The organism is Mycobacterium sp. pV006, assembly GCF_041287115.1.
Lineage (GTDB): Bacteria > Actinomycetota > Actinomycetes > Mycobacteriales > Mycobacteriaceae > Mycobacterium.
Genome location: NZ_JBGGKT010000011.1, coordinates 1 through 21,847 on the forward strand (window position 1 = coordinate 1; position 21,847 = coordinate 21,847).

Below are 21,847 nucleotides of genomic sequence, written 5' to 3' on the forward strand. Positions count from 1 at the left end.
ACAAATTTGACCAAACAAAAGACACCAAAACTGGCATCAAAAAAACCACACCCCTAAACGGGAAAAAGAGGCGCGGCAACAAAACAACAAACAAAAACCACCAAACACACTATTGAGTTCTCAAACAACACACCCGGTTTCAGGCAACCCTGCCACTGTACTTCATGTGGCCAGGGAGGTCAAACCTCGTCCGCCGAATCTCTCGACCGGGGCCGTGGGCTTCTGTTGGAAGATACTACGCACGAATCCGCAGTAAGCCCAAATTCCCTGGTCACAGCCGGTTTCGGACCTTCAAGTCTACGTGACTCGCTCGACTTCCGCACCCAAACTGACGAGATTCTCGACGAACTTCGGGTAGCCGCGGTCGATGTGGAACACGTCGTGCACCTCGGTCTCCCCGTCGGCGACGAGGCCCGCCAACACCAGGCCGGCACCCGCGCGGATGTCCGACGACCACACAGGTGCACTCGACAGCTGCGGGATGCCCCGAACCACCGCATGGTGGCCATCGGTCCGAGCGTCGGCGCCGAGTCGGATCATCTCTTCGACGAAGCGGAAACGCGCCTCGAAAACGTTCTCGGTGATCATCGACGTACCGTCCGCGACGGCCGCCAGGCCGATGGCCATCGGCTGCAGGTCGGTCGGGAATCCGGGGAACGGCAGGGTCGCGACGTTGACCGCCTTGGGCCGCTCGTACTGGACCACCCGGAAACCGTCGTCACTCTGGGTGACGGTGGCGCCGGCGTCATGCAGTTTGTGCAACACCAACTGCAGGTGGGCCGGATCGACCCCGGTTACGGAGACGTCCCCGCGGGTCATCGCCGCAGCGATGCCCCACGTGGCTGCGACGATCCGGTCGCCGATCACCCGGTGCTCGGTCGGATACAGCCGGTCGACTCCGGTGATCGTCAGGGTCGACGAGCCGGCCCCGGTGACCTGTGCACCCATTTGGTTGAGCATCGTGCAGAGGTCGACGACGTCGGGTTCCCGCGCCGCGTTGTGGATGGTCGTGACGCCTTCGGCGAGCACCGCGGCCATCAGGATGTTCTCTGTGGCCCCGACCGACGGGAACTCCAGCTGGATTTCCGCGCCGCGCAGGTGATCGGCCTCGGCCACCACGCAGCCGTGCTCGATCGTGCAGCGCGCACCCAACTGCCGCAGTCCCGCCTGATGCATGTCCAGGGGACGCGACCCGATGGCATCGCCACCGGGCAACGCGACCTTGGCCCTCTTGCACCGGCCGACCAACGGCCCGAGGACGCAGACCGATGCGCGGAACTGGCGCACCGCAGCGAAGTCGGCGTCGTACTTCGGTTCGTCGGGCGAGGTGATCCGGACGACGTCGCCGTCGAGTTCGACGGTCGCCCCGAGTCCTCGCAACACCTCGGCCATCAGCGGAACATCGAGGATGTCGGGGCAGTTGGTGATCGTGCTGGTTCCCTCAGCGAGCAGCGCCGCCGCCATCAGCTTCAGCACACTGTTCTTGGCGCCGCCGACAGCAACTTCGCCCGATAACCGGCAACCGCCGGTCACCACGAAATGCTCGCTCACGTCGGTCAGTGTAAACAGCGGCCCTGCCCATGTCAGTCTCCCGAGCCGCGACTCTCAGACTACGTCCCGTACGGTTTGGGCATGGCTGTGCACCTGACTCGGATATATACCCGGACCGGCGACGATGGGTCCACGGGACTCAGCGATTTCAGCCGGGTTTCCAAGAACGATGCGCGGTTGACGGCCTACGCCGACTGTGACGAAACGAACGCCGCCATCGGTGTCGCACTCGCGCTCGGCAACGCCGACGATCGCCTCACCGAGGTGCTTCGGCAGATCCAGAACGACCTGTTCGACGCGGGTGCCGATCTGTCGACACCGGTGGTGGAGAACCCCGAACATCCCCCACTGCGCATCCAGCAGAGCTACATCGACCGGCTGGAACGCTGGTGCGACGAATTCAACGAGGGGCTGCCGGCCCTCAACTCGTTCGTGTTGCCCGGCGGGACGACGCTGTCGGCCCTGCTGCATGTCGCTCGGACCGTCGCTCGGAGAGCCGAACGTTCGGCCTGGTCCGCGGTGCAGACCCACGGTGAGACCGTCAGCGTCCTGCCCGCGAGATACCTGAACAGGCTCTCGGACCTGTTGTTCATCTTGTCGCGGGTCGCCAATCCCGACGGGGACGTGCTCTGGAAGCCGGGGGGCGGCGCTCAGTAACTTCGCCGACGCGCCCGTGGTGACGGCCGCGACTCCAGCCACGAGGTGAAGGCGGTCAAGGCACCGCGATCGAGCGCGATCTCATAGCCCCGGCCGCGTTCCGGACCGGTGTCCCGGAGTTCGAGGATCACGATCTCGTCGGTCATGATGTCGAACTCGTCGCCGCGGGGCGACCGACGCGACACGATCTCGAGGCCGCGGCGGCTCAAGGTCCGATCAGGCCACCAGCGCAGGCTGGAGAGTCGATAGAACTCGGCTTCGCCGCCGCGGTACCGCATGACCCCGTGGCGCCAGCCCTGACCGCCGACCGCCGGATAGTCCCGCAAAATCGCCGCGGTGCCCCCGACCTGACGCAGCTTCCACAGCCGATAGCCGAGCACCGCGACCAACAGTGCGAGGACGGCGACGAGCGCGACCATGAGTTGCATGGACGCGCTCATCGCGGGTCAGTCCAGTTGCCCCAGGGCGCGCAGGCGCGCGCGACCCCACGCCGCGGTCCGCTCGTCGTCGGACTCCGCGTCCTGCTTGGCCTCGTCGGCGTTGATCTCGTTCTCGAACTGCGCGTTCTCCACGAGGATGCGGACCGCATCCTCGGTGACCGACAGGAATCCCCCGTCGACTGCGATGCGCAGGTCGTCCTCGCCTTCCCGCTCGACGCGCACCATCGCGTCGTCGACCAGCTGCGCGACGAGCGGGATGTGCCGCGGCAGGATCCCGATCTCGCCGGCCGTGGTGCGGGTGAACACGAACGTGGCTTCGCCCTGCCACAGCTCACGTTCCACGGCGACGATCTCGACGTTCATCTCCGCCATGTCACACCACCTCTCTCAACCCGATGCTCTTCGCGCAAGCGCTCATCGCCGGCGCGAAATTAACCTCGTCGATCACAGCTTCGCGCCGAGGCTTTCAGCCTTCTTGGCGAGGTCGTCGAGCCCACCGATGAGGAAGAATGCCTGCTCGGGCAGGTGGTCGAACTCGCCCTTGGTGAGCTTGTCGAACGCCTCGATGGTCTCCTTAAGCGGCACCGTGGAGCCGGGCTGGCCGGTGAACTGCTCGGCGGCCATCATGTTCTGGCTCAGGAAGCGCTCGATGCGGCGCGCCCGGTTCACCAACTGCTTGTCCTCTTCGGCGAGCTCGTCGATACCGAGGATGGCGATGATGTCCTGGAGGTCCTTGTAACGCTGCAGAATCCGGATGACTTCCTGCGCGACGCGGTAGTGCTCGTCGCCGACCACGGCCGGGTCGAGGATCGTCGAGCTCGACGCCAGCGGGTCCACCGCGGGGAAGATGCCCTTCGAGAACACCGAACGAGAGAGCTCGGTGGTCGCGTCGAGGTGGGCGAACGTGGTCGCCGGAGCCGGGTCGGTGTAGTCGTCGGCGGGCACGTACACGGCCTGCATCGAGGTGATCGACTTACCGCGGGTCGAGGTGATGCGCTCCTGGAGCTCACCCATCTCGTCGGCCAGGGTGGGCTGGTAGCCCACCGCGGACGGCATACGACCGAGCAGCGTCGAGACCTCCGAGCCGGCCTGCGTGAAGCGGAAGATGTTGTCGATGAACAGCAGCACGTCCTGGCCCTGCTCGTCGCGGAAGTACTCCGCCATCGTCAGCGCCGACAGGGCGACGCGCATACGGGTGCCCGGCGGCTCGTCCATCTGACCGAACACCAGGGCGGTGTCCTTGAGCACGTTGGCGTCCTCGAGTTCGACCCACAGGTCGTTGCCCTCACGGGTGCGCTCACCGACGCCGGCGAACACCGAGGTACCACCGAAGTTACGGGCGATACGGTTGATCATCTCCTGGATGAGCACCGTCTTGCCCACGCCGGCGCCGCCGAACAGGGCGATCTTGCCGCCGCGCACGTACGGGGTCAGCAGGTCGACGACCTTCAGACCGGTCTCCAGCATCTCGGTACGGGGCTCGAGGTCGGAGAAGGCCGGCGGCTTGCGGTGGATCGACCAGTGCTCGAAGTCCTTGCCGTAGCCGGGCTCGTCGAGGCAGTCGCCGAGGGCGTTGAACACGTGACCCTTGACGCCGTCGCCGACGGGCACCGAGATCGACCGGCCGGTGTCGGTGACCTCGACGCCGCGCACCAGACCGTCGGTGGGCTGCATCGAGATGGTCCGGACCAGGTTGTCCCCGAGGTGCTGAGCCACCTCCAGCGTCAGGGTCTTGGACAGCTCCTTGTAGGAGATGTCGGCGTGCAGCGCGTTGAACAGCTCCGGGACGGAGCCACGCGGGAACTCGACGTCGACGACCGGGCCGGTGATACGGACCACGCGGCCGGTGGTCTCCTTGGCTTCTGCTGGTGCACTCATGATTGTTTCTTCGCTTCCTAACGGGGCGTACTGCTGAAGGTCACTTGGCGTCGGCGAGCGCGTTGGCGCCGCCGACGATCTCGCTGATTTCCTGGGTGATCTGGGCCTGGCGTTCGCGGTTGGCCGCGAGCGTCAGGGACTTGATCAGTTCGTCGGCGTTGTCGGTGGCCGACTTCATGGCCCGGCGTCGCGACGCGGACTCCGAGGCAGCGGCCTCGAGCAGCGCGGCGTACACGCGGGTGGCGACGTAGCGGGGAAGCAGTTCGCCGAACAGCGTCTCGGCGTCGGGCTCGAACGAGAACAACGTCTGCGGGCCGTCGGCCGGCGTCTCGTCCTCGACGTACTCGACGACCATCGGCGCGATCCGCCGGGCGGCCACCACCTGCGAGAGCATCGACCGGAACTCGGTGAAGACGATGTGCAGTTCGTCGACACCGAGGATGCCGTCGGCTCCGGCGTCATCGCCCTCGTCGTCGGCTCCGGACATGAACGCCGTCACCAAGGTGTCGGCGATCTCCCGCGCGTTCTCGTAGCTGGGACGCTCGGAGAAACCGGTCCACGACTCGACGACCTCGCGCTGACGGAAGCTGAAGTAACCCAACGCTTTCCGGCCGACGACGTAGAGAACCGGTTCCTTGCCCTCTTCGCGCAGCAGCGAGAAGAGCTCCTCGGACTGCCGCAACACGTTGGCGTTGTAGGCGCCACAGAGCCCACGGTCCGACGACACCACCAACACACCGGCCCGCTTCCGGTTCTCCCGCTCCACGAGCAACGGGTGATCCAGCGCGCTCGCGCTGGCGAGCTCGGTGAGCATGTTGGTGATCTCGGTGCTGTAAGGCCGAGCCGCCTCGACCCTGGCCTGCGCCTTCGAGATTCGCGAGGTCGCGATCAGTTCTTGCGCCTTGGTGATCTTCTTGATCGACCCGGCGGAACGGATGCGCCCGCGAAGCTCGCGCAGTGTTGCAGCCATCTAGCTCTCCAGCCCTCCAGTACCTGTTCCGTCCGACTACTTCGCCGCCGGCTTGCGAACCTTGACGGACTCCTTCTCGACGTCCTCTTCGTCCATGGCCTCAGCCTTGGGATCGACCGCAACGGAGCTGCCGTCAGACGCCGAGAAGCCCTTCTTGAAGTCGTTGATGACCTTCACGAGCTTCTCCTCGTTCTCCTCAGAGAACTTCTTGGACTCGCGGATGTCCTGCAGGATCTCGCCGTGCGAGCCGCGGATGTGCTCGAGCAGGTCCGCCTCGAAGCGCGAGACATCCTCCACCGGAACCGAATCGAGATGACCGCCGGTGCCGAGGAAGATCGACACAACCTGCTCCTCGACCGGGAACGGGGTGTACTGCGGCTGCTTGAGCAGCTCGACCAGGCGTGCACCACGGTCCAGCTGCGCCTTCGAAGCGGCATCGAGGTCCGAGGCGAACGCCGCGAACGACTCGAGCTCGCGGTACTGCGACAGTTCCAGACGCAGCGACCCGGCGACCTCTTTCATGGCCTTGATCTGAGCGGCGCCACCGACGCGCGACACCGACACACCGACGTTGATGGCCGGGCGCACACCCTGGTTGAACAGGTCGGACTCCAGGAAGCACTGGCCGTCGGTGATCGAGATGACGTTGGTCGGGATGAACGCCGAGATGTCGTTGGCCTTGGTCTCGATGATCGGCAGGCCCGTCATCGAACCGCCACCGAGCTCGTCGGAAAGCTTCGCGCAACGCTCCAGCAGACGCGAGTGCAGGTAGAACACGTCACCCGGGAACGCCTCGCGGCCCGGCGGGCGGCGCAGCAGCAGCGAGATGGCGCGGTAGGCGTCGGCCTGCTTGGTCAGGTCGTCGAACACGATCAGCACGTGCTTGCCGTCGTACATCCAGTGCTGACCGATGGCCGAACCGGTGTACGGGGCCAGCCACTTGAAGCCGGCGGCGTCGGAGGCCGGAGCCGCGACGATGGTGGTGTACTCCATCGCGCCGCCCTCTTCGAGAGCCCGCTTCACCGACGCGATCGTGGTGCCCTTCTGGCCGATCGCGACGTAGACGCAGCGCACCTGCTGCTTGGGGTCACCCGTCTCCCATGCCTGACGCTGGTTGAGGATGGTGTCCACGGCGACGGCGGTCTTGCCGGTCTTGCGGTCGCCGATGATCAGCTGGCGCTGACCGCGCCCGATCGGGGTCTGGCTGTCGATCGCCTTGATGCCGGTCTGCAGCGGCTCCGAAACGCCTTGGCGCTGAACCACCGACGGTGCCTGGAGCTCCAGTGCGCGACGGGTGTCGGTCTCGATGTCGCCCTGGCCGTCGATCGGCTGGCCGAGGGGGTTGACGACGCGCCCGAGGAACGCGTCGCCGACCGGGACCGAGAGCACCTCACCGGTGCGCTTGACCTGCTGGCCTTCTTCGATCTTCTCGAAGTCGCCCAGGATGACCGCACCGACCTCGTGTTCGTCGAGGTTCAGCGCGACACCGAGGACGCCGCCCGGGAACTCGAGCAGTTCCTGGGTCATGACCGAGGGCAGGCCCTCGATGTGGGCGATACCGTCGCCGGCGTCGACGACGACACCAATTTCTTCTCGGTCGGACTCCGCGGAGAAGGAGGAGACGTAGTCCTCGATCGCCCCTTCGATGTCAGAAGCCGAGATTGTCAACTCTGCCATGGCTTTTCGTCTTCCTGCCTGTGTGTTTCTCGTTGCTTGGTTCTCGGAGTCCGGCGTGTTCAGTCCGGCAGCCCTGCGCGGGCTGCGGCCAACCGGGAGGAAATGGATCCGTCGATGACCTCGTCGCCGACGGTGATGAGGAGGCCGCCGAGCAGATCGGGATCGACGTCGAGCTGGACCGACACGTCGGTCCCGTAGATACGGCTGAGCACCTCGGTCAGCCGCGTGCGTTGTTCGTCGGACAGTTCGGCTGCCGCGGTGACCTGTGCGACGGCTTCACCGCGCCGCGCCACCGCCAACTCGGCCAGATCGTTGACCGCCGCGTCGGCGTTCTGGCCGCGCAGCAGCTCGACGGTCTGCTTCAGCAGCGCCGACGTGGTCTCGTTGACACCACCGCCGCTCTGGAGCACCTTGTCCAGCAGGCCGATCCGCTGCTCGGCGTCGACGGTGGTGTCCGACAGCAGCCGGCTGAGCCGGGATTCGTTGTCGAGCACCCGGCCGAACCGGAACAGCTGCTCTTCGACTTCCTCTGCTTGGTTGTCGCGCTCGGCGCGGACCAGCAGGGCCAACCGCGCCACGTGCTCGAGCGCATCGACCAGGTTTTCCGTGACCGACCAACGCTGGGCCACAGCCGTCTTCAGCAGTTCCAGGCTCTTGGCGTCGACCTTGCCGTCGAACAGACGCTCGACCAGGCGCACCTTGGCCGACGACTCGTCTGCCGGCTCCGCGAGGTGCTTGTTGAGCGCCGATTCCTTGAGCAGAACCTTCGCGATCCCGGTGAGGTCGTCGGCGACGGTGCTCAGGGTGGCGGCGTCAGCGCCGTCGGCGTCGGACTCGAACTGCTTGACGACCTCGCCGAGGGCTTCGCGACTGGCGGCACGCAGATTGAGCGAGGCCCCCGACTCGAGAACCGCCGGGGAGGGCGCCATCTCGTTGAGCTGATCGAGGAAGCGGTCGACGGTCGACGACTGCGCGGCCGGATCCGAGACGTAGTCGCGGACGATGTCCTCGGCCTTCTGGACCGACTGCAGGCCGAGGTTCTGACGGAGTCCTCGGATGGTCTGCTGCCGGAGCAGTTCGACCTGCTGCTGGCCCTGCGCCTTGATCCGTTCCGCCTCGACGGCGGCCTGCGAGCGCAGCTGCTCGACGATGCGCTTCGAGTCCGACTGCGCCTCCTCCTTGACCTGAGCGGCCTCGGATTTGGCTTCCTCGAGTGCCTTCTGGTGCATCTGGTCGGCGTTGGCCAGCTTCTCGGCGGCCGCCTTGCTCTCCTCGAGGGCCACGCGAACCGCCTCCTGCTGCGTTTCCATCATTCGCTTCACCAGCGGAACGACGTACTTCCACAGCAAGAAACCGATGATGGCGAACCCGACCAGGTTCCCGATGAACGTCGACATCAGCGCCTCTCGCTCGAGGTGCCGTTGACATCGACACCAAGGATGCGGCTGGCCAACGTCTTGGACAGATCGTCGACCGACGACTCGAGTTGAGTCGAGGTGGTCGCAGCGGTCTGGTCCAGAGTCGCGTTGGCGGACTGCAATTGGTTCGAGACTTCTCCGCCCGCCTCGGCTCTGGCCTGGTCCACTACCTGGCGACCTTCGGCCCGAGCTTCGTCACGGATTGCGGCGGCTTCACTGCGCGCACCCGCCATCGCCTTGTTGTAGTCCTCCTGGGCCGCGTCGAGTTGCTTGGCAGCCTCTCGGTTGTCGGCAGCGGTCTTGGCGAGCATGGCCTCGCGTTCGGCCAGGACCTTGCTCACCGGCGGCACGACCCACTTGGCGATCACGGCGAGAACGACGAGGAAGATCAACAGCACCACGAAGAAGGTGCCGTTGGGCAGCAGGAAGTTGCCGGTCCCCTCGCTCTCGTCGGCAGCCGGGGCTGCCAGGACGGCTGCGGTCAGTTCACCCATGTCGCTGAATTAGCCGACGGGGGTGGCGAAGACGAACAGCGCCATGAACGCCAGGTTGATGAAGTACGCCGCCTCGACCAGACCGACGGTGATGAAGAACGGCGTGAAGAGCCGACCCTGTGCTTCCGGCTGGCGAGCGATGCCCGAGATGAGCGCGTTACCGGCCACACCGTTACCGATACCGGCGCCGATGGCGCCACCGGCCATGATGAGCCCGCCGCCAATGAGCGCGCCGGCAGCGATTGTGGGATCCATTCCTTGTCCTCCTTGATATCTGGCAGAGATGCCTACCAGGGTCTGCGTGCTTCTTACGAACCGATGTCGTTGGTCAGCGGTCGGTTGCGACCGCGGTCTCGCTAGTGATGGTCATCCTCATGCTCGAGTTCCATCGACTGTCCGAAGTACAAGATGGTCAGCAGCGAGAAGATGAAGGCCTGGATGAGTCCGATGAACAGGTCGAACGCCTTCCAGATGGCGTTGGGGGCCCACAGGATCCAGGCGGGGAACATCGCGATCAGACCGATCATGATGCTGCCGGCGAAGATGTTGCCGAAGAGTCGCAAGGACAGCGAGATCGGCTTGGCGATCTCCTCGACCAGGTTGATCGGCGCCAGGAACGCGACGTGGCCCTTGAGCAGACGCTTCGGATGGCCCAGGATGCCGCGCCGCCAGACGCCGGCCGCGTGGTAGGCGATGAAGACGAACGCGGCGAGCGCGAAGACGAAGTTCACGTCGGCTGCCGGCGGTTTGAGGAGCTCGTGCTCCATGCCGTCGCTACCCGTGTACTGCACCGGCAGCACCGCGATCCAGTTGGCGATCAGGATAAACACGAAGAGGCTCACCGCCAGGGGGAGCACGAACGGTGCGACCCTCATGCCGATCGCGCTCTCGACCTGGTTGCGGAACTGGATGGTCACAGTCTCGAAGAACAGCTGGACACCGCCGGGCACACCGGTCGAGGTGACCTTCGCCCGGAGGTAGAACGCCAAGGCCAACACCACGGCCGCTGCGATCGCCGTCGACAGGACGGTGTCGACGTTGACCGTCATGCCGAACCACTCCTGCTCGGTGTGGTGGCCGACCTGGAGCGCCAGGATTTGTTCACTCATCTGTGGATTGATCCTTCGATGCTTAACCGTCGTTGAAAGTCGTTGCGGAGTGCGTGGAACTGGGTGTCGTGGGATCGGCTGATGCCTCGTCGTCGCCGGCCCGCAGCTTCTTCAGAACCGGTAACGACGTGCTCAGTACGAGAATCACCTGAAATAATGCCAAACCGAACAGCACGCCCAACCCCTGCGGTCGGAAGTAGAAGGCGATGCTGAGACCGATCACGGTGATCACCATGAGGCGGGTCGCGGAGTTCAGGGCCATCTTGCTCTTCAGCGGATGATCGCTGGCCGTGATGGCCTGCACGCTGCGGCGGACGAGCAGGGCGTTGGTCAGGCCGAGCGCCAGACCGATGGCGAAGAACACTCCGAACAACGGGTGACCCAACAGGGCGGCGGCGACACACGCGACGCCCGCGATGGCGGCGCACACCGCAGACAACATGACGGGTCGGAAAGCGACGGACGGAAACACCAACGGCGCGTCGTGCGCTGGCGTCGTCACGGCTTCACCTCGATCCCGCGGTCGTCATGTGTTGTGAGAGCTGCCCCGGCGTTTCGGTGCGTGGCGCCCGTAGCGTAGCGGAGGGCGGCAGGCGCACTGGAATCACCCAAGGGGTAGCTCCCTGTGATCGGTCGAACTGTCTATCTTTGTTCCGTTCGGGTTCGGCGGAGCCGATGGCCCGAGAACGGAAACCCGCGAGGTCGGTCGGGGTTCTTATTGAACCCTAACACACGGAACAGGGCACAAAAGAGGGCCTACTACTTCTCGTCGTATACCCCCCGGCCTGCATCGTCGCGGCGGCCGAGCAGCGGTATCAACGTCACGACGAGGGCTACGACGACGGCCGCTCCCATCACCGCGGCGGTGTGCCGGGGATCGAAGAAGATCGAGCTCGCCGCTCCCAGCGCCGCGATCCCGACCCACAGATAGATGAGCAGCACGACGCGTCGGTGCGAGTGCCCGATCTCGAGGAGCCGATGATGCAGGTGCATCTTGTCGGGACTGAACGGGCTGCGGCCCGCACGGGTGCGCCGGATGATCGCCAGCAGCATGTCCAGGGCGGGCACGAACATCACGGCGACCACCAGAAGGAACGGCGACAGCAACGCGAAGACGTCACGCACCCCGTACGCGGTCTGCGAGATCGGCCCGGCGGCCGTCGTCGACGCGGCCGCCAACATCAGGCCGATCAGCATCGACCCGGAGTCCCCCATGAAGATCTTGGCCTTGTGGAAGTTGTGCGGCAGGAAGCCCAGACACGCGCCGGCCAACACCACCGAAATCACCGCCGGCGGGTAGAACAGCACGTCGCCACCGTGGTCGCGGAGCAGGCCGACGGAGAACAGACAGATGGCCAGGGCGGTGATCAGCCCGAGCCCCGCCGCCAAGCCGTCCAGTCCGTCGACGAAGTTCATCGCGTTGACGATCGCCACGGTCAGGGCCAGCGTCAGCAGGATCGATGCGACCTGGTCGAGCACAATGGTGCCGACCCCGCCGAACGGGATGTAGAGCACACTCCAGGCCACCCCCATCGTGACCAGCACGCTGGCGGCGGTGATCTGGCCGGCGAACTTGGTCAGGGCGTCCAGACCCCAGCGGTCGTCGATGAGTCCGACGACCATGATGAGGCCGCCGGCCACCACCACCGCGGGCATGCCCGACGAGTAGACGAAACCGCGGGTCAGTGCCGGTAGCTGGGAGGCCAGCAGGACCGCCGCCACGACGCCGACGTACATCGCCAGCCCGCCCATCCGCGGGGTGGGCTGCAGGTGGACGTCACGTTCACGCGGATAGGCGACCGCACCCCAACGCATCGCCAGCACGCGGACCAGTCCGGTGGCCAGGTAGGTGATGATCGCCGCGGTCAGCCCGACCAGTGCCAGTTCTCGCAGCGGTACACCGGCACCGCGGTCCGACAGCGCGAGCACGCTCTCCGATACGGGGCTGGAGAACATCACCGCGCCACCGTAATCCACGCGCCCGGCACTCAGTCGGGCTGCGGCAGCAGGGTCGCAGGGTCGACGCGCAGCACATCGGCGATGGCCTCGGCGGTCACCGGCCCCTCCCGCAGGATGCGTGGTGTCTCGCCGGTCAGGTCGACGATGGTCGAGGCGGCCTGAGCTTGGGCAGGGCCACCGTCGAGGTAGACGGCGACCCGGTCGCCGAGTTGATCACGCGCCGCGGCGGCGGTGACCGCCGCCGGGTGTCCGGAGATGTTGGCGCTCGACACCGCCATCGGCCCGACTTCGCGGAGAAGTTCGATGGCCACCGGGTGCAGGGGCATGCGCAGCATCACCGTGCCGTCCGCGTCGCCCAGGTCCCATTGCAGGGATGGCGCCTGGTGCACCACGAGGCTCAGCGCGCCGGGCCAGAACGCGCGGATCAGTTCTTTGACCGACGGCGGCACCGAGTAGACCAGGCCCTGGATCGTGTGCCAGGAACCGACCAGTACCGGGACCGGCATGTTGCGGCCACGTCCCTTGGCCTCCAGCAGCGCGGCCACGGCTTCGCCGTCGAAGGCGTCGGCACCGATGCCGTAGACGGTGTCGGTGGGCATGACCACCAGTCGACCACCCTTGAGCGCGCTGATGGCTGCCGCGATGCCGGTCTTGCGTTGCTCCGGGTCGGAGCAGTCGTAGGTGTCAGCCATGGGTCACCAATCTCTCACCGTTCACGCACGGCGGTCACGAATCGGGGCCGGCCGGTCCAATCGTGTCGCGAGGTGATCGCCTCGAACCGCCCCTGTCGTCGGAAGACGTCGACAGTGGCCTCGGCCGTGGTGTCGTCGTGCTCCACCGCGCAGAATCCGCCCGGCGTCAGCAGTCGGGCCGAGTGGCCGACGATGGGTCCGATGACCGCCATCCCGTCCGGGCCGCCGAACAGGGCGCGCTGCGGATCATGCTGCGCCACTTCGGGTTCCAGCCTGGCGCCGTCGGGAATGTAGGGCGGATTGGCGACCAGCAGGTCCACCCGGCCGTCCAGGTCCGCGAGCAGGCCGGGGCGCGTCACGTCGGCGTGCAGCAGTTCGACGCGGGCGCCGGCCGCGTTGCGGCGGGCGTAGGCCAGGGCGTCGTCGGAGTCGTCGACGGCGATCACCCGGGCCGCGGGGTAGGCCACGGAAAGCGCGAGCGCCAACGCGCCGGAGCCGGTGCACAGGTCCACGATCACCGGCGCGTCCGGCAGCGGCAGCTTCATCGCCCAGTCGAGCAGGACCTCGGTCTCTGGCCGCGGAGTGAACACCCCCGGCCCGACCTCGACGGTCACCGGACCGAACGCGGTGCTGCCGAGGAGATGTTGCAGCGGAACGCGTTGGGCGCGCCGCGCAACGAGTTCGCGGTAACGCTCGACGTGCTCGGCGTCCGGCTCGGTCAGGGCGAGACGTCCGCGAGGAACTCCGGCGACGTGCGCGGCCAGGAGTTCGGCGTCCACCCGCGGCGACGCCACTCCCGCGGCGGTCAGCTCGCGGGTTGCGGCGTCGATGACCTCACGCATGGTCGCCGGCCGCTGGGCCACGGTCACGTTCTCTGCAGCCGCGTCTGCCGGTCGGCAGCGGCCAGCGCGTCGAACAGCGGGTCGAGCTCTCCGTCGAGGACCTGGTCGAGGTTGTGCGCCTTGAAGTTGATGCGGTGGTCGGCGATCCGGTTCTCGGGGAAGTTGTACGTCCGGATGCGTTCGCTGCGGTCGACGGTGCGGATCTGGCTGGCCCGGTCGGCCGAGGCGTCGGCCTGGGCCTGCTCCTCGGCGAGCGCCTGTAGCCGCGCCGCGAGCACCTGCAGCGCACGGGCCTTGTTCTGCAGCTGCGAGCGCTCGTTCTGGCAGGTGACGACGATGCCGGTGGGCAGGTGGGTGATACGCACCGCGGAGTCGGTGGTATTGACTCCCTGACCGCCCTTCCCTGAACTGCGGTAGACGTCGACCCGTAGGTCGGATTCGTCGATCTGGACGGCCTCGATCTCTTCGGGCTCGGGGTAGACGAGCACCCCGGCGGCCGAGGTGTGGACCCGGCCCTGGGATTCGGTGACCGGCACCCGCTGGACGCGGTGCACACCGCCTTCGAACTTCATCCGCGACCACACACCGTCGGCCGAGTCGCCCTTGCTGCGGATGGAGAGGGTGGCGTCTTTGTAGCCGCCGAGATCGGAGCTCGTTTCGTCGAGGATGGTCACGGTCCAGCCCCGCCGCTCCGCGTAGCGGATGTACATGCGGGCCAGGTCCGCGGCGAACAGGGCGGACTCCTCGCCGCCCTCCCCCGATTTCACCTCGAGCACGATGTCGTCGGCGTCGTGCGGGTCGCGCGGCGCGAGCAGGTCGGCCAGTTGCGTCTCCAGTTCGGCGACGGTGGCGGTGAGCTCCTCGACCTCGGCGGCGAACGACGAGTCGGCGGCGGCGAGTTCGCGCGCGGCTTCGAGGTCGCCGCGGGCCGCCTCGAGCTTGCTGTGCGTGGCGACGATCGGCGAGATCTGCGCGAATCGGCGACCCACCTTGCGAGCGGCGCCCGGATCGGCGTGCAATTCCGGATCGGCCATGCGCTGCTGCAGGTCAGCGTGTTCGGCGAGGACGGCGTCGATCCCCGATGCGGTGTCGGTCACCCCGCCTCCTTGTCGTACCGACGAAACAGCGCCCGCCCTGCGCGGAATGCGTCAGGCCGGGCGCCGATCGGATGGCTACTTGTCGTCTGCGGACTTGTTCTGGCCCGCCGAGCGCTTGCCGTAGCGCTTCTCGAAGCGGGCGACGCGGCCGCCGCTGTCGAGGATCTTCTGCTTGCCGGTGTAGAACGGGTGGCACTGCGAGCAGACCTCGACGGTGATCTGGCCGCTCTTCTTGGTGCTGCGGGTGGTGAAGCTGGCGCCGCAGCCACACAGCACGGTGGTCTCGACGTAGTCAGGATGGATACCTGATTTCATTGGATGTTCCCTCTTCGATCGTGGGCCCCGGGTCGCCTCCGAATATTCGAGAGATTGCGGCGTGAACCGGAACCGAGGTGTCGGCGGACCATTATGCCAGTGCGACCGCCAGCAGCCTAAACGCGCAGCCGACCGGCACTATTCCGGGCGGTAGACGCGGCCCTCTCGCCGCCAGAGCACTCGTCCGGCGGGTTCGGCGCCCATCGCGACGAGTTCCCGTTTGAGGATCTTGTTCGTCGCGGTGGTGGGCAGTTCGTCGGCGACCCAGACGTGGCGTGGCCAGGCTTTCGGCGACAGGTCGGGCTGGGCGGCCAGGAACTCGGCGAACTCCTCCGGGGTCAGGGTCGCCTCGTCCTGCAGCACGACGGCAGCCATCACCTGGTCGCCGACGTGCTCGTCGGGCACCGGGTAGACCGCGACGGTGCTGATGGCGGGGAGCCGGATCAGGATTCGCTCGATCGGGGCGGCGGTCATGTTCTCGCCGTCGACCCGCATCCAGTCGGCGGTGCGGCCGGCGAGGTAGATCCAACCGTCGGCGTCCCGGTAAGCGAGGTCCCCCGACCAGAACATGCCGTGCCGCATCCGTTCGTCGGTGGCTCCGGGATCGTTGTAGTACCCGGCGAACATTCCGGCTCCCTGGGTGTTCACCAGTTCGCCGATCGCGTCGTCGGGGTTGAGCAGCGCGCCGTGCCGGTCGAACTCCGCGACGGCGCACTCGGTCAGGGTCTCGGCGTCGTAGATGGCCACACCGGGAAAGCCCTTGCCGATCGACCCGGGCGGGCAGCCGTCGTCGCGGGTGACGGTGACGGCGTTCTCGGTGGACCCGAAGCCGTCCCAGACCTGGCAGTCGAAGCGGCGCGCGAACTCGGCGATGTCCCGGTCGGTGGCCTCGTTGCCGAATGCCACCCGCAACGGGTTGTCCGCATCGTCGGGGCGTTCCGGGGTGGCCAGCACATAGGCCAGCGGCTTCCCGACGTAGTTGAGGTACGTGGCTCCGTAGCGGCGGATGTCGGCCAGGAAGTTCGACGCCGAGAAGTGCGCAGGTGCCATCGCCGCGCCCGCGTTCAATGCGACCGACCAGCCGGCCAGAACCGCGTTGCTGTGGAACAACGGCATCGCCAGATAACAGACGTCGTCGGAGGTCAGGCCGAACCGGTCGGTCAGCGCCGCGCCCGCGAGCAGCACCATCGCGTGCATCACCTGCACGGCTTTCGGGTCGCCGCTGGTTCCCGAGGTGAAGATCAGCATGAAGGTGTCGGTGCCGCCGGACTCTCGGTGCGGGACGAGTTCACCGGCGCCGGCGAGCAGTTCCTTGTACTCGGCACCACCGACCCGAAGCACACGCACGCCGGGCAGGTCCAGACCGTCGAGCAGGGGCGCGTGCTCGTCGTCGGTGAGCACGATCTGGCAGTCGGCGTGCACGATGTCGCGCGCCAGCGCGGGCCCCCGACGCGTGTTGTTGATACCGCAGAGGACGTAGCCCCCCAAACCTGCGGCCGCCATCGCGGTCAGCATATCCGGGGTGTTCCCCAGCAACGTCCCGACGTGCAGCGGACGGGCGGGGTCGGCAGTCTCGATCAGAGCGGACGCCTGGGCAGCCGCGGCGTCGAGATGCTCGCGCCACGTCCACGTCTGCCCTTCGAAGGTGACGGCGATCCCGTCGTCGCCGTGGCGTTCCCGCAGCAACTGCTGAACCGTCTCGGCCACCGGCGCCACCCTCCGCTTGTGTACAGAATTTGATACTTGTCTACTCGACGGGTCACGGCTGGGCCACATCGGCCCATCGGGAACAGGTCATTTGCGAAGATAGGCCGATGAGCGTCGACACTGTGGTCAATCCGGCATCTGCTTCGGAGACGAAGCGGCCGGTCCGGGACCGGCTGATCGACGCGGCGGTTCGATGCTTGACCGCCAAGGGAATTCGCGCGACCACCGTATCGGAGGTGGCGGAGCAGGCCGGTGTCAGCAGAGGTTGGCTGTACCGGCACTTCCCCGACAAGTCCGAGCTTCTCGGCGCGGCCATCGTGCGGCTCAACGACGCTTTCTGGACGGAGTCGCGGACGCGCCTGGACTCGGTGCAGGGCCTGGACCAGCAGATCGCGGTCGGTGTGGCGCTGGCGCGGAAGGAGTCCGAGACGCCGGGTGCTCTGGTGCTCAAGCTGCGTCAGGAGGAGCCGGAGGCATTCACCGCATGTGTGGGCCTGGGTGTGCGCGGGTTGATCCCCGAGATCGCCGCCTTCTGGGTGCCGTATCTGCAGGCGGCTGCGGCGAGCGGGGAGATCCACCCGGACACCGACTGCGCCGAGGCCGCCGAGTGGATCGCCCGCCTGATGATGAGCCTGGCGACGGTGCCGGGTGAACAGTGCGACGTCGACGACCACGAGTCGGTGCTGCGGCACGCACGCCGCTACATCGTCGCGGCGTTGCGGTGCGACCCTCACGCCATCGGCTGACGACGTCCCGTCAGCTTCAGCAGCAGGTCACCGATCGGCGCCTCGACCGTGGTCGCGCCCTCCCCCACCGCGAAGTCCGCGTCCGTGGCGATCAACCGCGCATCGGCATAGCGCCGACGCGCATGGAAAGGGAAGCCGCGCCCCCAGACATGGATCGCCGCTTCCACGGCGGCGTCGATCGGCATAGACCGCTCGATCCCCAACGGACGACAGATGTCCTGCGTATGCACCAGTACATCGGTGAGCGGATCGCGGACGTCGGTGCCCGGCGGGTGCCGCCGGCGACCGACCATGGCGCGGAGTCGGGAAGTGAGTTGCGACGGGGTGCTGTCGTCGGAGCGCGCCATCCGGTCGATCACCGCGTTCATCCGGAACCCATTGCGCGCGGCCTCCCACAGCATCCTCGGCGCGCCCACCGTCGAGTGGGTCACATGCGCAGCGACATGACGGACTGTCCACCCGTCGCACAGTGACGGTGTGTCCCAGGCGGCGGTGTCCAAGGCGTCGAGGAGGTCGGCGAGCTCACCCCGTTGCTGATCGATGTGCCGCCATACGGTGTCGTCGTCCATGGCCCACCTCGCTGACATAGTCAAATTCCCTGACTAAATTAGTCAGGGAATGCGACTAAAGTCAAGGGGTGTCCGAGCACCCGCCTGTCGCCGTCCTCATGTTCATCGCGCACCGCGAAGTGGAGAGTCGAGTGATGACGGCGATCGCCGCAGCGGGATTCACCGACATCACGATCGCGCAGTCCCGACTGATGCAGCGGCTCGATCCGACGGGCATGCGCCTGACCGACCTCGCCGAGCGGGCGCGCGTGACCAAGCAGACGGCCGGGGCACTGATCGACCAGCTCGAGCGCGCCGGTTACGTGCGACGTGGCCCCGACCCGACCGACGCACGGGCGCGACAGGTCACACTCAGCGACAAGGGTGCACAGGTGTGCCGGCTGGCCGGCGCCGAGGTCGGGCGCGTGGAAGCACAGTGGCGCAACCACCTCGGCGACCGCGCGTTCACCGCGCTACGCGACGCCCTGGTCACCTTGCGCGAGATCACCGACCCCTACGCGTGACCGGCAACACCGGTCAGTCGTTGTCGCCGCCCGGCGTGTTCTTCGAGACCTGGACCAGGAACTCGTAGTTGTTCTTGGTCTTGCGCAGCTGGCTCATCAACAGGTCGATGGCCTGGTGCGGGTCCAGTCCGGACAGCACCCGGCGCAGCTTGTGCACGATCGCGAATTCGTCGGGCGAGAGCAACAGCTCGTCCTTGCGGGTGCCCGACGGGTTGACGTCGACGGCCGGGAAGACGCGCCGCTCGGCGATCTTGCGGTCCAGCTTGAGCTCGGCGTTGCCGGTGCCCTTGAACTCCTCGAAGATCACGGTGTCGCCGGTGGAGCCGGTTTCGACCATGGCCGTGGCGATGATCGTCAGCGAGCCGCCCTCTTCGATGTTGCGCGCGGCACCGAGGAAGCGCTTCGGCGGGTACAGCGCCGTCGAGTCGACACCACCGGACAGGATGCGGCCCGACGCCGGGGACGCATTGTTGTAGGCGCGGCCCAGACGGGTGATCGAGTCGAGCAGCACGACGACGTCCTTGCCCTGCTCGACCAGGCGCTTGGCGCGTTCGATGGCGAGCTCGGCGGCCTGGGTGTGGTCGGACGGCGGCCGGTCGAAGGTCGAGGCGATCACCTCACCCTTGACCGATCGCTGCATGTCGGTGACCTCTTCGGGGCGCTCGTCGACGAGCACGACCATCAGGTGGCATTCCGGGTTGTTGCGGGTGATCGCGTTGGCGATGTCCTGCATGATCGTGGTCTTACCGGCCTTGGGCGGAGACACGATCAGCGCACGCTGACCCTTGCCGATCGGCATGATCAGGTCGATCACGCGGGTGGTCAGCTTGTCGCCGGAGGTCTCCAGACGCAGACGCTGGTTCGGGTAGAGCGGGGTGAGCTTGTTGAACTCAGGCCGCTTCTTGGCCTCTTCGACCGGCTTGCCGTTGACGCTGTCGAGGCGCACCAGCGGGTTGAACTTCTGGCGCGAATTCTGTCCGCCGCCGCTGTCGCCCTCCTTGGGGACGCGCACCGCGCCGGTCACGGCATCACCGCGCCGCAGACCGTTCTTGCGGACCATGTTCATCGAGACGTAGACGTCGTTGGGGCCGGCGAGGTAGCCCGATGTGCGCACGAACGCGTAGTTGTCCAGCACGTCGAGGATGCCGGCCACCGGCTGCACGACGTCGTCCTCACGCAGCTCCGCATCGGCGTTGCCGCCGTCACCACCGCCGCGCTCGCGACGACGACGATCCCGGAACCGGCGACCCCGCCGACCCTGGCGTCCGTCGCCGTCGTCATCGTTGTTGTCCGACCGGTTGTTGTTGTCCGACCGGTTGCGGTTCTGTCCGCCCTGCTGATCGTTGTCGGAGTCGTTGCCGTCCGACTTGTCGCTCTTGTCCTTGGACTCCTGGCGCGAATCCTGGCGTTCGCCGGAGTTGTCCGCCTTCGAGTCCTGCGCGTTGCGACCGCCGCGCCCGGACCGGTTCTCGTTGTCCTTGCCGGACTCCGCCCGCTGTCCGGCGTCGTCGCCGTCCTGAGCCGGTGCGCTGTCGGCACTCTCCTGGGCGGCCGCCGGCTTGCCCTGGTCACGCGACGCACCGCGGCGCTCACGGCGCGGCGGCGCGGACGTGTCGGCCACGGGCTGGTCGGCACCCGATTCGGGAGCGGTGGAAGCAGGAGCATCCGCCGCGGGTGCGCTCGACGCCGAGGCGCCGTTGCTCGCCTCGCGACGCTCACGGATGGCCGAAACCAGCTCGCCCTTGCGCATGCCCGAAGCACCCTCGATACCGAGTTCCTTCGCCAGGGCGCGCAGTTCGGGCAGCACCATGCTGGTCAGGGCGCCACCGCGGCGCGGGGCGGCCGGTGCCGACGTCGCGCTGTCGTCCGCGGCAGCGGGAACGTCTGGGGTCACGGAGATGGGCAGCTGGCCGGAATCGGCGCTGTCACCAGCCGTGATGAGGTCCGTATCGGTCACGGATTTCCTTTCTTCCCTCGCTGATCAGGTCACGCGGGGGTTCGGTGCGATCAGCCGAGCCGCTGATCGCGAAGGTCACACCATTGCCAGTGCAACGATGATCGCCGGGCTTCGCCGGGAAACGGCGAACCGTCAGTCCACAAATTGAACACCTGAAAGAAGAGTGGTCGTCCTCGTGTCAACGCAGGTACAGACGCTGCGATTGCTGGACGATTGCGAGAATAACCCGCATCGGAGGCGGAAGCAAGAAAGCCGTGGTCGGCATGTTTTCCGTCGCGGCATGCGCGCTAGCCGCCCACCTGGCTTTTCGTCATGTCTCCGAACTACCGACGACCACTCCCGATGTCCACCGCACGCCGTGGCCGACCGTGGTCTTCACGAGGGTGAAGCCCTTGTCTGCAGCACATCGCACGGCTTCGTCGGGAAGTTCTTGCCGGGTGCTCAACGCCAGTACCGCAGGCCCGGCGCCTGACAGTACTGCTGCGATCCCACAACGCCGGAGTACCTCGAACAATTCCGCCGAGGCCGGCATGGCCGGAGCGCGCTGCGGCTGGTGCAGAACATCCTCGGTGGCGCTCAGCAGCAGGTCGGGTCGTTCGGAGAGCGCCACGACCAGCAGCGCCGCCCGGCTCAAGTTGAACCGCGCGTCGCAGTGGCTGACCTGTTCGGGCAGCAGCACCCGGGTCTCGGCTGTGGAGGAACGCACCTGCGGGATCGCGACGAACAGGTTGATGTCGGGATGCAACCGGATCGGCGCCGCCGCGTAACGCCGTTGGTCACCGTCTTCGTCGGTCCAGGACACCACGGCGCCACCACAGACCGCGGCGGCGGCGTTGTCGGGGTGACCCTCGAACTCGGAGGAGACCTGCACCAGTTCGTCTTGGTCCATCAGGGGGCAATCGATCTGTGCGGCAAGCCCGTTGGCCGCAGCCAGACCGCCGACCACCGCGGCCGCCGAGGACCCGAGTCCACGGGAATGCGGAATGTCGTTGCGGCAGCGGACGATCAGACCGGGCGCAGTGACACCCAGGACACGGAGGCCGCGCTCGATCGCCCGCACCACCAGATGCGAGGAATCCAGCGGGACCTGCCCCTGCCCTTCACCTTCGACGTCCACGACGAGACCGGACTCCGTTGTCTCGACGATGATCTCGTCGTAGATGCTCAGAGCCAGCCCGAGACTGTCGAACCCGGGCCCGAGGTTGGCGCTCGACGCCGCGACCACGGCGTTGGCGGTCAGCCCGGGAGGCAGGGTGCGCGTCATCG

General features: G+C 66.9%; 23 protein-coding genes. 3 read left to right on the plus strand and 20 right to left on the minus strand.

Annotated elements, in window-relative coordinates; all coding sequences use genetic code 11:
• Nucleotides 1-297 precede the first annotated feature (297 nt).
• A complete protein-coding gene (murA, locus tag ACAG25_RS17285) occupies nucleotides 298-1,551 on the minus strand; it encodes a UDP-N-acetylglucosamine 1-carboxyvinyltransferase (RefSeq protein WP_370489698.1) in 1,254 nt (417 codons plus the stop codon).
• An 81-nt stretch (nucleotides 1,552-1,632) separates the two neighbouring features.
• On the opposite strand from murA, the gene ACAG25_RS17290 reads away from it, so the two are divergent.
• Nucleotides 1,633-2,208: a cob(I)yrinic acid a,c-diamide adenosyltransferase gene (locus ACAG25_RS17290; protein WP_370489699.1), complete on the plus strand. Its 576-nt coding sequence runs from the start codon at nucleotides 1,633-1,635 to the stop codon at nucleotides 2,206-2,208.
• Here ACAG25_RS17290 and ACAG25_RS17295 read toward each other — a convergent pair.
• From ACAG25_RS17295 to fadD1, 16 genes are all read right to left on the minus strand, one after another.
• On the minus strand, nucleotides 2,202-2,648 hold the full coding sequence (locus ACAG25_RS17295) for a DUF2550 domain-containing protein (protein ID WP_370489700.1): 447 nt from the start codon (nucleotides 2,646-2,648) through the stop codon (nucleotides 2,202-2,204). The genes ACAG25_RS17290 and ACAG25_RS17295 overlap by 7 nt on opposite strands.
• A 6-nt stretch (nucleotides 2,649-2,654) precedes the next feature.
• Nucleotides 2,655-3,020: a F0F1 ATP synthase subunit epsilon gene (locus ACAG25_RS17300; protein ID WP_370489701.1), complete on the minus strand. Its 366-nt coding sequence runs from the start codon at nucleotides 3,018-3,020 to the stop codon at nucleotides 2,655-2,657.
• Between the two features lie 72 nt (nucleotides 3,021-3,092).
• Nucleotides 3,093-4,526, minus strand: coding sequence for a F0F1 ATP synthase subunit beta (gene atpD / locus ACAG25_RS17305; protein WP_370489702.1), 1,434 nt, complete (start codon nucleotides 4,524-4,526; stop codon nucleotides 3,093-3,095).
• A 40-nt stretch (nucleotides 4,527-4,566) separates the two neighbouring features.
• Nucleotides 4,567-5,496: a F0F1 ATP synthase subunit gamma gene (locus ACAG25_RS17310; RefSeq protein WP_370489703.1), complete on the minus strand. Its 930-nt coding sequence runs from the start codon at nucleotides 5,494-5,496 to the stop codon at nucleotides 4,567-4,569.
• 36 nt (nucleotides 5,497-5,532) lie between these two features.
• The gene (atpA, locus tag ACAG25_RS17315) at nucleotides 5,533-7,173 is read right to left on the minus strand and encodes a F0F1 ATP synthase subunit alpha (RefSeq protein WP_370489704.1); all 1,641 of its coding nucleotides are present in this window, start codon (nucleotides 7,171-7,173) and stop codon (nucleotides 5,533-5,535) included.
• A 59-nt stretch (nucleotides 7,174-7,232) separates the two neighbouring features.
• Complete coding sequence (locus ACAG25_RS17320; RefSeq protein ID WP_370489705.1) at nucleotides 7,233-8,570, minus strand: F0F1 ATP synthase subunit B/delta; 1,338 nt, start codon at nucleotides 8,568-8,570, stop codon at nucleotides 7,233-7,235.
• Complete coding sequence (locus ACAG25_RS17325; protein ID WP_370489706.1) at nucleotides 8,570-9,085, minus strand: F0F1 ATP synthase subunit B; 516 nt, start codon at nucleotides 9,083-9,085, stop codon at nucleotides 8,570-8,572. Before ACAG25_RS17325 ends, ACAG25_RS17320 begins: the two co-directional genes overlap by 1 nt.
• A gap of 9 nt (nucleotides 9,086-9,094) precedes the next feature.
• The gene (locus tag ACAG25_RS17330; protein WP_126332965.1) at nucleotides 9,095-9,340 is read right to left on the minus strand and encodes a F0F1 ATP synthase subunit C; all 246 of its coding nucleotides are present in this window, start codon (nucleotides 9,338-9,340) and stop codon (nucleotides 9,095-9,097) included.
• 101 nt (nucleotides 9,341-9,441) lie between these two features.
• Complete coding sequence (gene atpB / locus ACAG25_RS17335) at nucleotides 9,442-10,194, minus strand: F0F1 ATP synthase subunit A (RefSeq protein WP_370489707.1); 753 nt, start codon at nucleotides 10,192-10,194, stop codon at nucleotides 9,442-9,444.
• A gap of 22 nt (nucleotides 10,195-10,216) precedes the next feature.
• Nucleotides 10,217-10,696 (minus strand): ATP synthase subunit I, encoded by a 480-nt coding sequence (locus ACAG25_RS17340; RefSeq protein ID WP_370489708.1) that lies wholly within the window; start codon nucleotides 10,694-10,696, stop codon nucleotides 10,217-10,219.
• Nucleotides 10,697-10,953: 257 nt separating this feature from the next.
• A complete protein-coding gene (locus ACAG25_RS17345) occupies nucleotides 10,954-12,150 on the minus strand; it encodes a glycosyltransferase family 4 protein (protein WP_370489835.1) in 1,197 nt (398 codons plus the stop codon).
• Between the two features lie 32 nt (nucleotides 12,151-12,182).
• Entirely contained in the window at nucleotides 12,183-12,845 is a 663-nt protein-coding gene (locus ACAG25_RS17350) for an L-threonylcarbamoyladenylate synthase (protein WP_370489709.1), read from the minus strand.
• A 14-nt stretch (nucleotides 12,846-12,859) separates the two neighbouring features.
• Complete coding sequence (gene prmC / locus ACAG25_RS17355; protein ID WP_370489836.1) at nucleotides 12,860-13,687, minus strand: peptide chain release factor N(5)-glutamine methyltransferase; 828 nt, start codon at nucleotides 13,685-13,687, stop codon at nucleotides 12,860-12,862.
• Nucleotides 13,688-13,710: 23 nt separating this feature from the next.
• The gene (gene prfA, locus ACAG25_RS17360; protein WP_370489710.1) at nucleotides 13,711-14,784 is read right to left on the minus strand and encodes a peptide chain release factor 1; all 1,074 of its coding nucleotides are present in this window, start codon (nucleotides 14,782-14,784) and stop codon (nucleotides 13,711-13,713) included.
• A 75-nt stretch (nucleotides 14,785-14,859) separates the two neighbouring features.
• Entirely contained in the window at nucleotides 14,860-15,099 is a 240-nt protein-coding gene (gene rpmE, locus ACAG25_RS17365) for a 50S ribosomal protein L31 (protein ID WP_098006207.1), read from the minus strand.
• Between the two features lie 138 nt (nucleotides 15,100-15,237).
• The gene (fadD1, locus tag ACAG25_RS17370; protein ID WP_370489711.1) at nucleotides 15,238-16,806 is read right to left on the minus strand and encodes a fatty-acid--CoA ligase FadD1; all 1,569 of its coding nucleotides are present in this window, start codon (nucleotides 16,804-16,806) and stop codon (nucleotides 15,238-15,240) included.
• A gap of 107 nt (nucleotides 16,807-16,913) precedes the next feature.
• Here fadD1 and ACAG25_RS17375 point away from each other — a divergent pair, with 107 nt between their 5' ends.
• Nucleotides 16,914-17,552, plus strand: coding sequence for a TetR/AcrR family transcriptional regulator (locus ACAG25_RS17375; RefSeq protein WP_370489712.1), 639 nt, complete (start codon nucleotides 16,914-16,916; stop codon nucleotides 17,550-17,552).
• Here the strand turns inward: ACAG25_RS17375 and ACAG25_RS17380 are convergent.
• Nucleotides 17,537-18,121: a maleylpyruvate isomerase family mycothiol-dependent enzyme gene (locus ACAG25_RS17380; protein WP_370489713.1), complete on the minus strand. Its 585-nt coding sequence runs from the start codon at nucleotides 18,119-18,121 to the stop codon at nucleotides 17,537-17,539. The genes ACAG25_RS17375 and ACAG25_RS17380 overlap by 16 nt on opposite strands.
• A 98-nt stretch (nucleotides 18,122-18,219) precedes the next feature.
• Between ACAG25_RS17380 and ACAG25_RS17385 the strand changes: the two genes are divergently transcribed.
• The gene (locus ACAG25_RS17385; RefSeq protein WP_370489837.1) at nucleotides 18,220-18,624 is read left to right on the plus strand and encodes a MarR family winged helix-turn-helix transcriptional regulator; all 405 of its coding nucleotides are present in this window, start codon (nucleotides 18,220-18,222) and stop codon (nucleotides 18,622-18,624) included.
• Nucleotides 18,625-18,637: 13 nt separating this feature from the next.
• Here ACAG25_RS17385 and rho read toward each other — a convergent pair whose 3' ends face one another.
• Together rho and thrB are read right to left on the minus strand one after the other, a co-directional pair.
• The gene (gene rho, locus ACAG25_RS17390; RefSeq protein WP_370489714.1) at nucleotides 18,638-20,581 is read right to left on the minus strand and encodes a transcription termination factor Rho; all 1,944 of its coding nucleotides are present in this window, start codon (nucleotides 20,579-20,581) and stop codon (nucleotides 18,638-18,640) included.
• Nucleotides 20,582-20,891: 310 nt separating this feature from the next.
• The gene (thrB, locus tag ACAG25_RS17395) at nucleotides 20,892-21,845 is read right to left on the minus strand and encodes a homoserine kinase (protein ID WP_370489715.1); all 954 of its coding nucleotides are present in this window, start codon (nucleotides 21,843-21,845) and stop codon (nucleotides 20,892-20,894) included.
• Between the last annotated feature and the right edge of the window lie 2 nt (nucleotides 21,846-21,847).

Excerpts from the sequence above, each read along its gene's own strand:
- prmC (WP_370489836.1), bottom strand. The coding sequence starts at position 13,687 with ATGCGTGAGGTCATCGACGCCGCAACCCGCGAGCTGACCGCCGCGGGA.
- ACAG25_RS17295 (WP_370489700.1), bottom strand. The coding sequence starts at position 2,648 with ATGAGCGCGTCCATGCAACTCATGGTCGCGCTCGTCGCCGTCCTCGCA.
- ACAG25_RS17325 (WP_370489706.1), bottom strand. The coding sequence starts at position 9,085 with ATGGGTGAACTGACCGCAGCCGTCCTGGCAGCCCCGGCTGCCGACGAG.
- ACAG25_RS17320 (WP_370489705.1), bottom strand. The coding sequence starts at position 8,570 with ATGTCGACGTTCATCGGGAACCTGGTCGGGTTCGCCATCATCGGTTTC.
- atpA (WP_370489704.1), bottom strand. The coding sequence starts at position 7,173 with ATGGCAGAGTTGACAATCTCGGCTTCTGACATCGAAGGGGCGATCGAG.
- ACAG25_RS17380 (WP_370489713.1), bottom strand. The coding sequence starts at position 18,121 with ATGGACGACGACACCGTATGGCGGCACATCGATCAGCAACGGGGTGAG.
- ACAG25_RS17330 (WP_126332965.1), bottom strand. The coding sequence starts at position 9,340 with ATGGATCCCACAATCGCTGCCGGCGCGCTCATTGGCGGCGGGCTCATC.
- ACAG25_RS17290 (WP_370489699.1), top strand. The coding sequence starts at position 1,633 with ATGGCTGTGCACCTGACTCGGATATATACCCGGACCGGCGACGATGGG.
- rpmE (WP_098006207.1), bottom strand. The coding sequence starts at position 15,099 with ATGAAATCAGGTATCCATCCTGACTACGTCGAGACCACCGTGCTGTGT.
- atpD (WP_370489702.1), bottom strand. The coding sequence starts at position 4,526 with ATGAGTGCACCAGCAGAAGCCAAGGAGACCACCGGCCGCGTGGTCCGT.
- thrB (WP_370489715.1), bottom strand. The coding sequence starts at position 21,845 with ATGACGCGCACCCTGCCTCCCGGGCTGACCGCCAACGCCGTGGTCGCG.
- ACAG25_RS17385 (WP_370489837.1), top strand. The coding sequence starts at position 18,220 with ATGTTCATCGCGCACCGCGAAGTGGAGAGTCGAGTGATGACGGCGATC.
- ACAG25_RS17350 (WP_370489709.1), bottom strand. The coding sequence starts at position 12,845 with ATGGCTGACACCTACGACTGCTCCGACCCGGAGCAACGCAAGACCGGC.
- ACAG25_RS17345 (WP_370489835.1), bottom strand. The coding sequence starts at position 12,150 with ATGTTCTCCAGCCCCGTATCGGAGAGCGTGCTCGCGCTGTCGGACCGC.
- ACAG25_RS17310 (WP_370489703.1), bottom strand. The coding sequence starts at position 5,496 with ATGGCTGCAACACTGCGCGAGCTTCGCGGGCGCATCCGTTCCGCCGGG.
- atpB (WP_370489707.1), bottom strand. The coding sequence starts at position 10,194 with ATGAGTGAACAAATCCTGGCGCTCCAGGTCGGCCACCACACCGAGCAG.
- ACAG25_RS17300 (WP_370489701.1), bottom strand. The coding sequence starts at position 3,020 with ATGGCGGAGATGAACGTCGAGATCGTCGCCGTGGAACGTGAGCTGTGG.
- ACAG25_RS17375 (WP_370489712.1), top strand. The coding sequence starts at position 16,914 with ATGAGCGTCGACACTGTGGTCAATCCGGCATCTGCTTCGGAGACGAAG.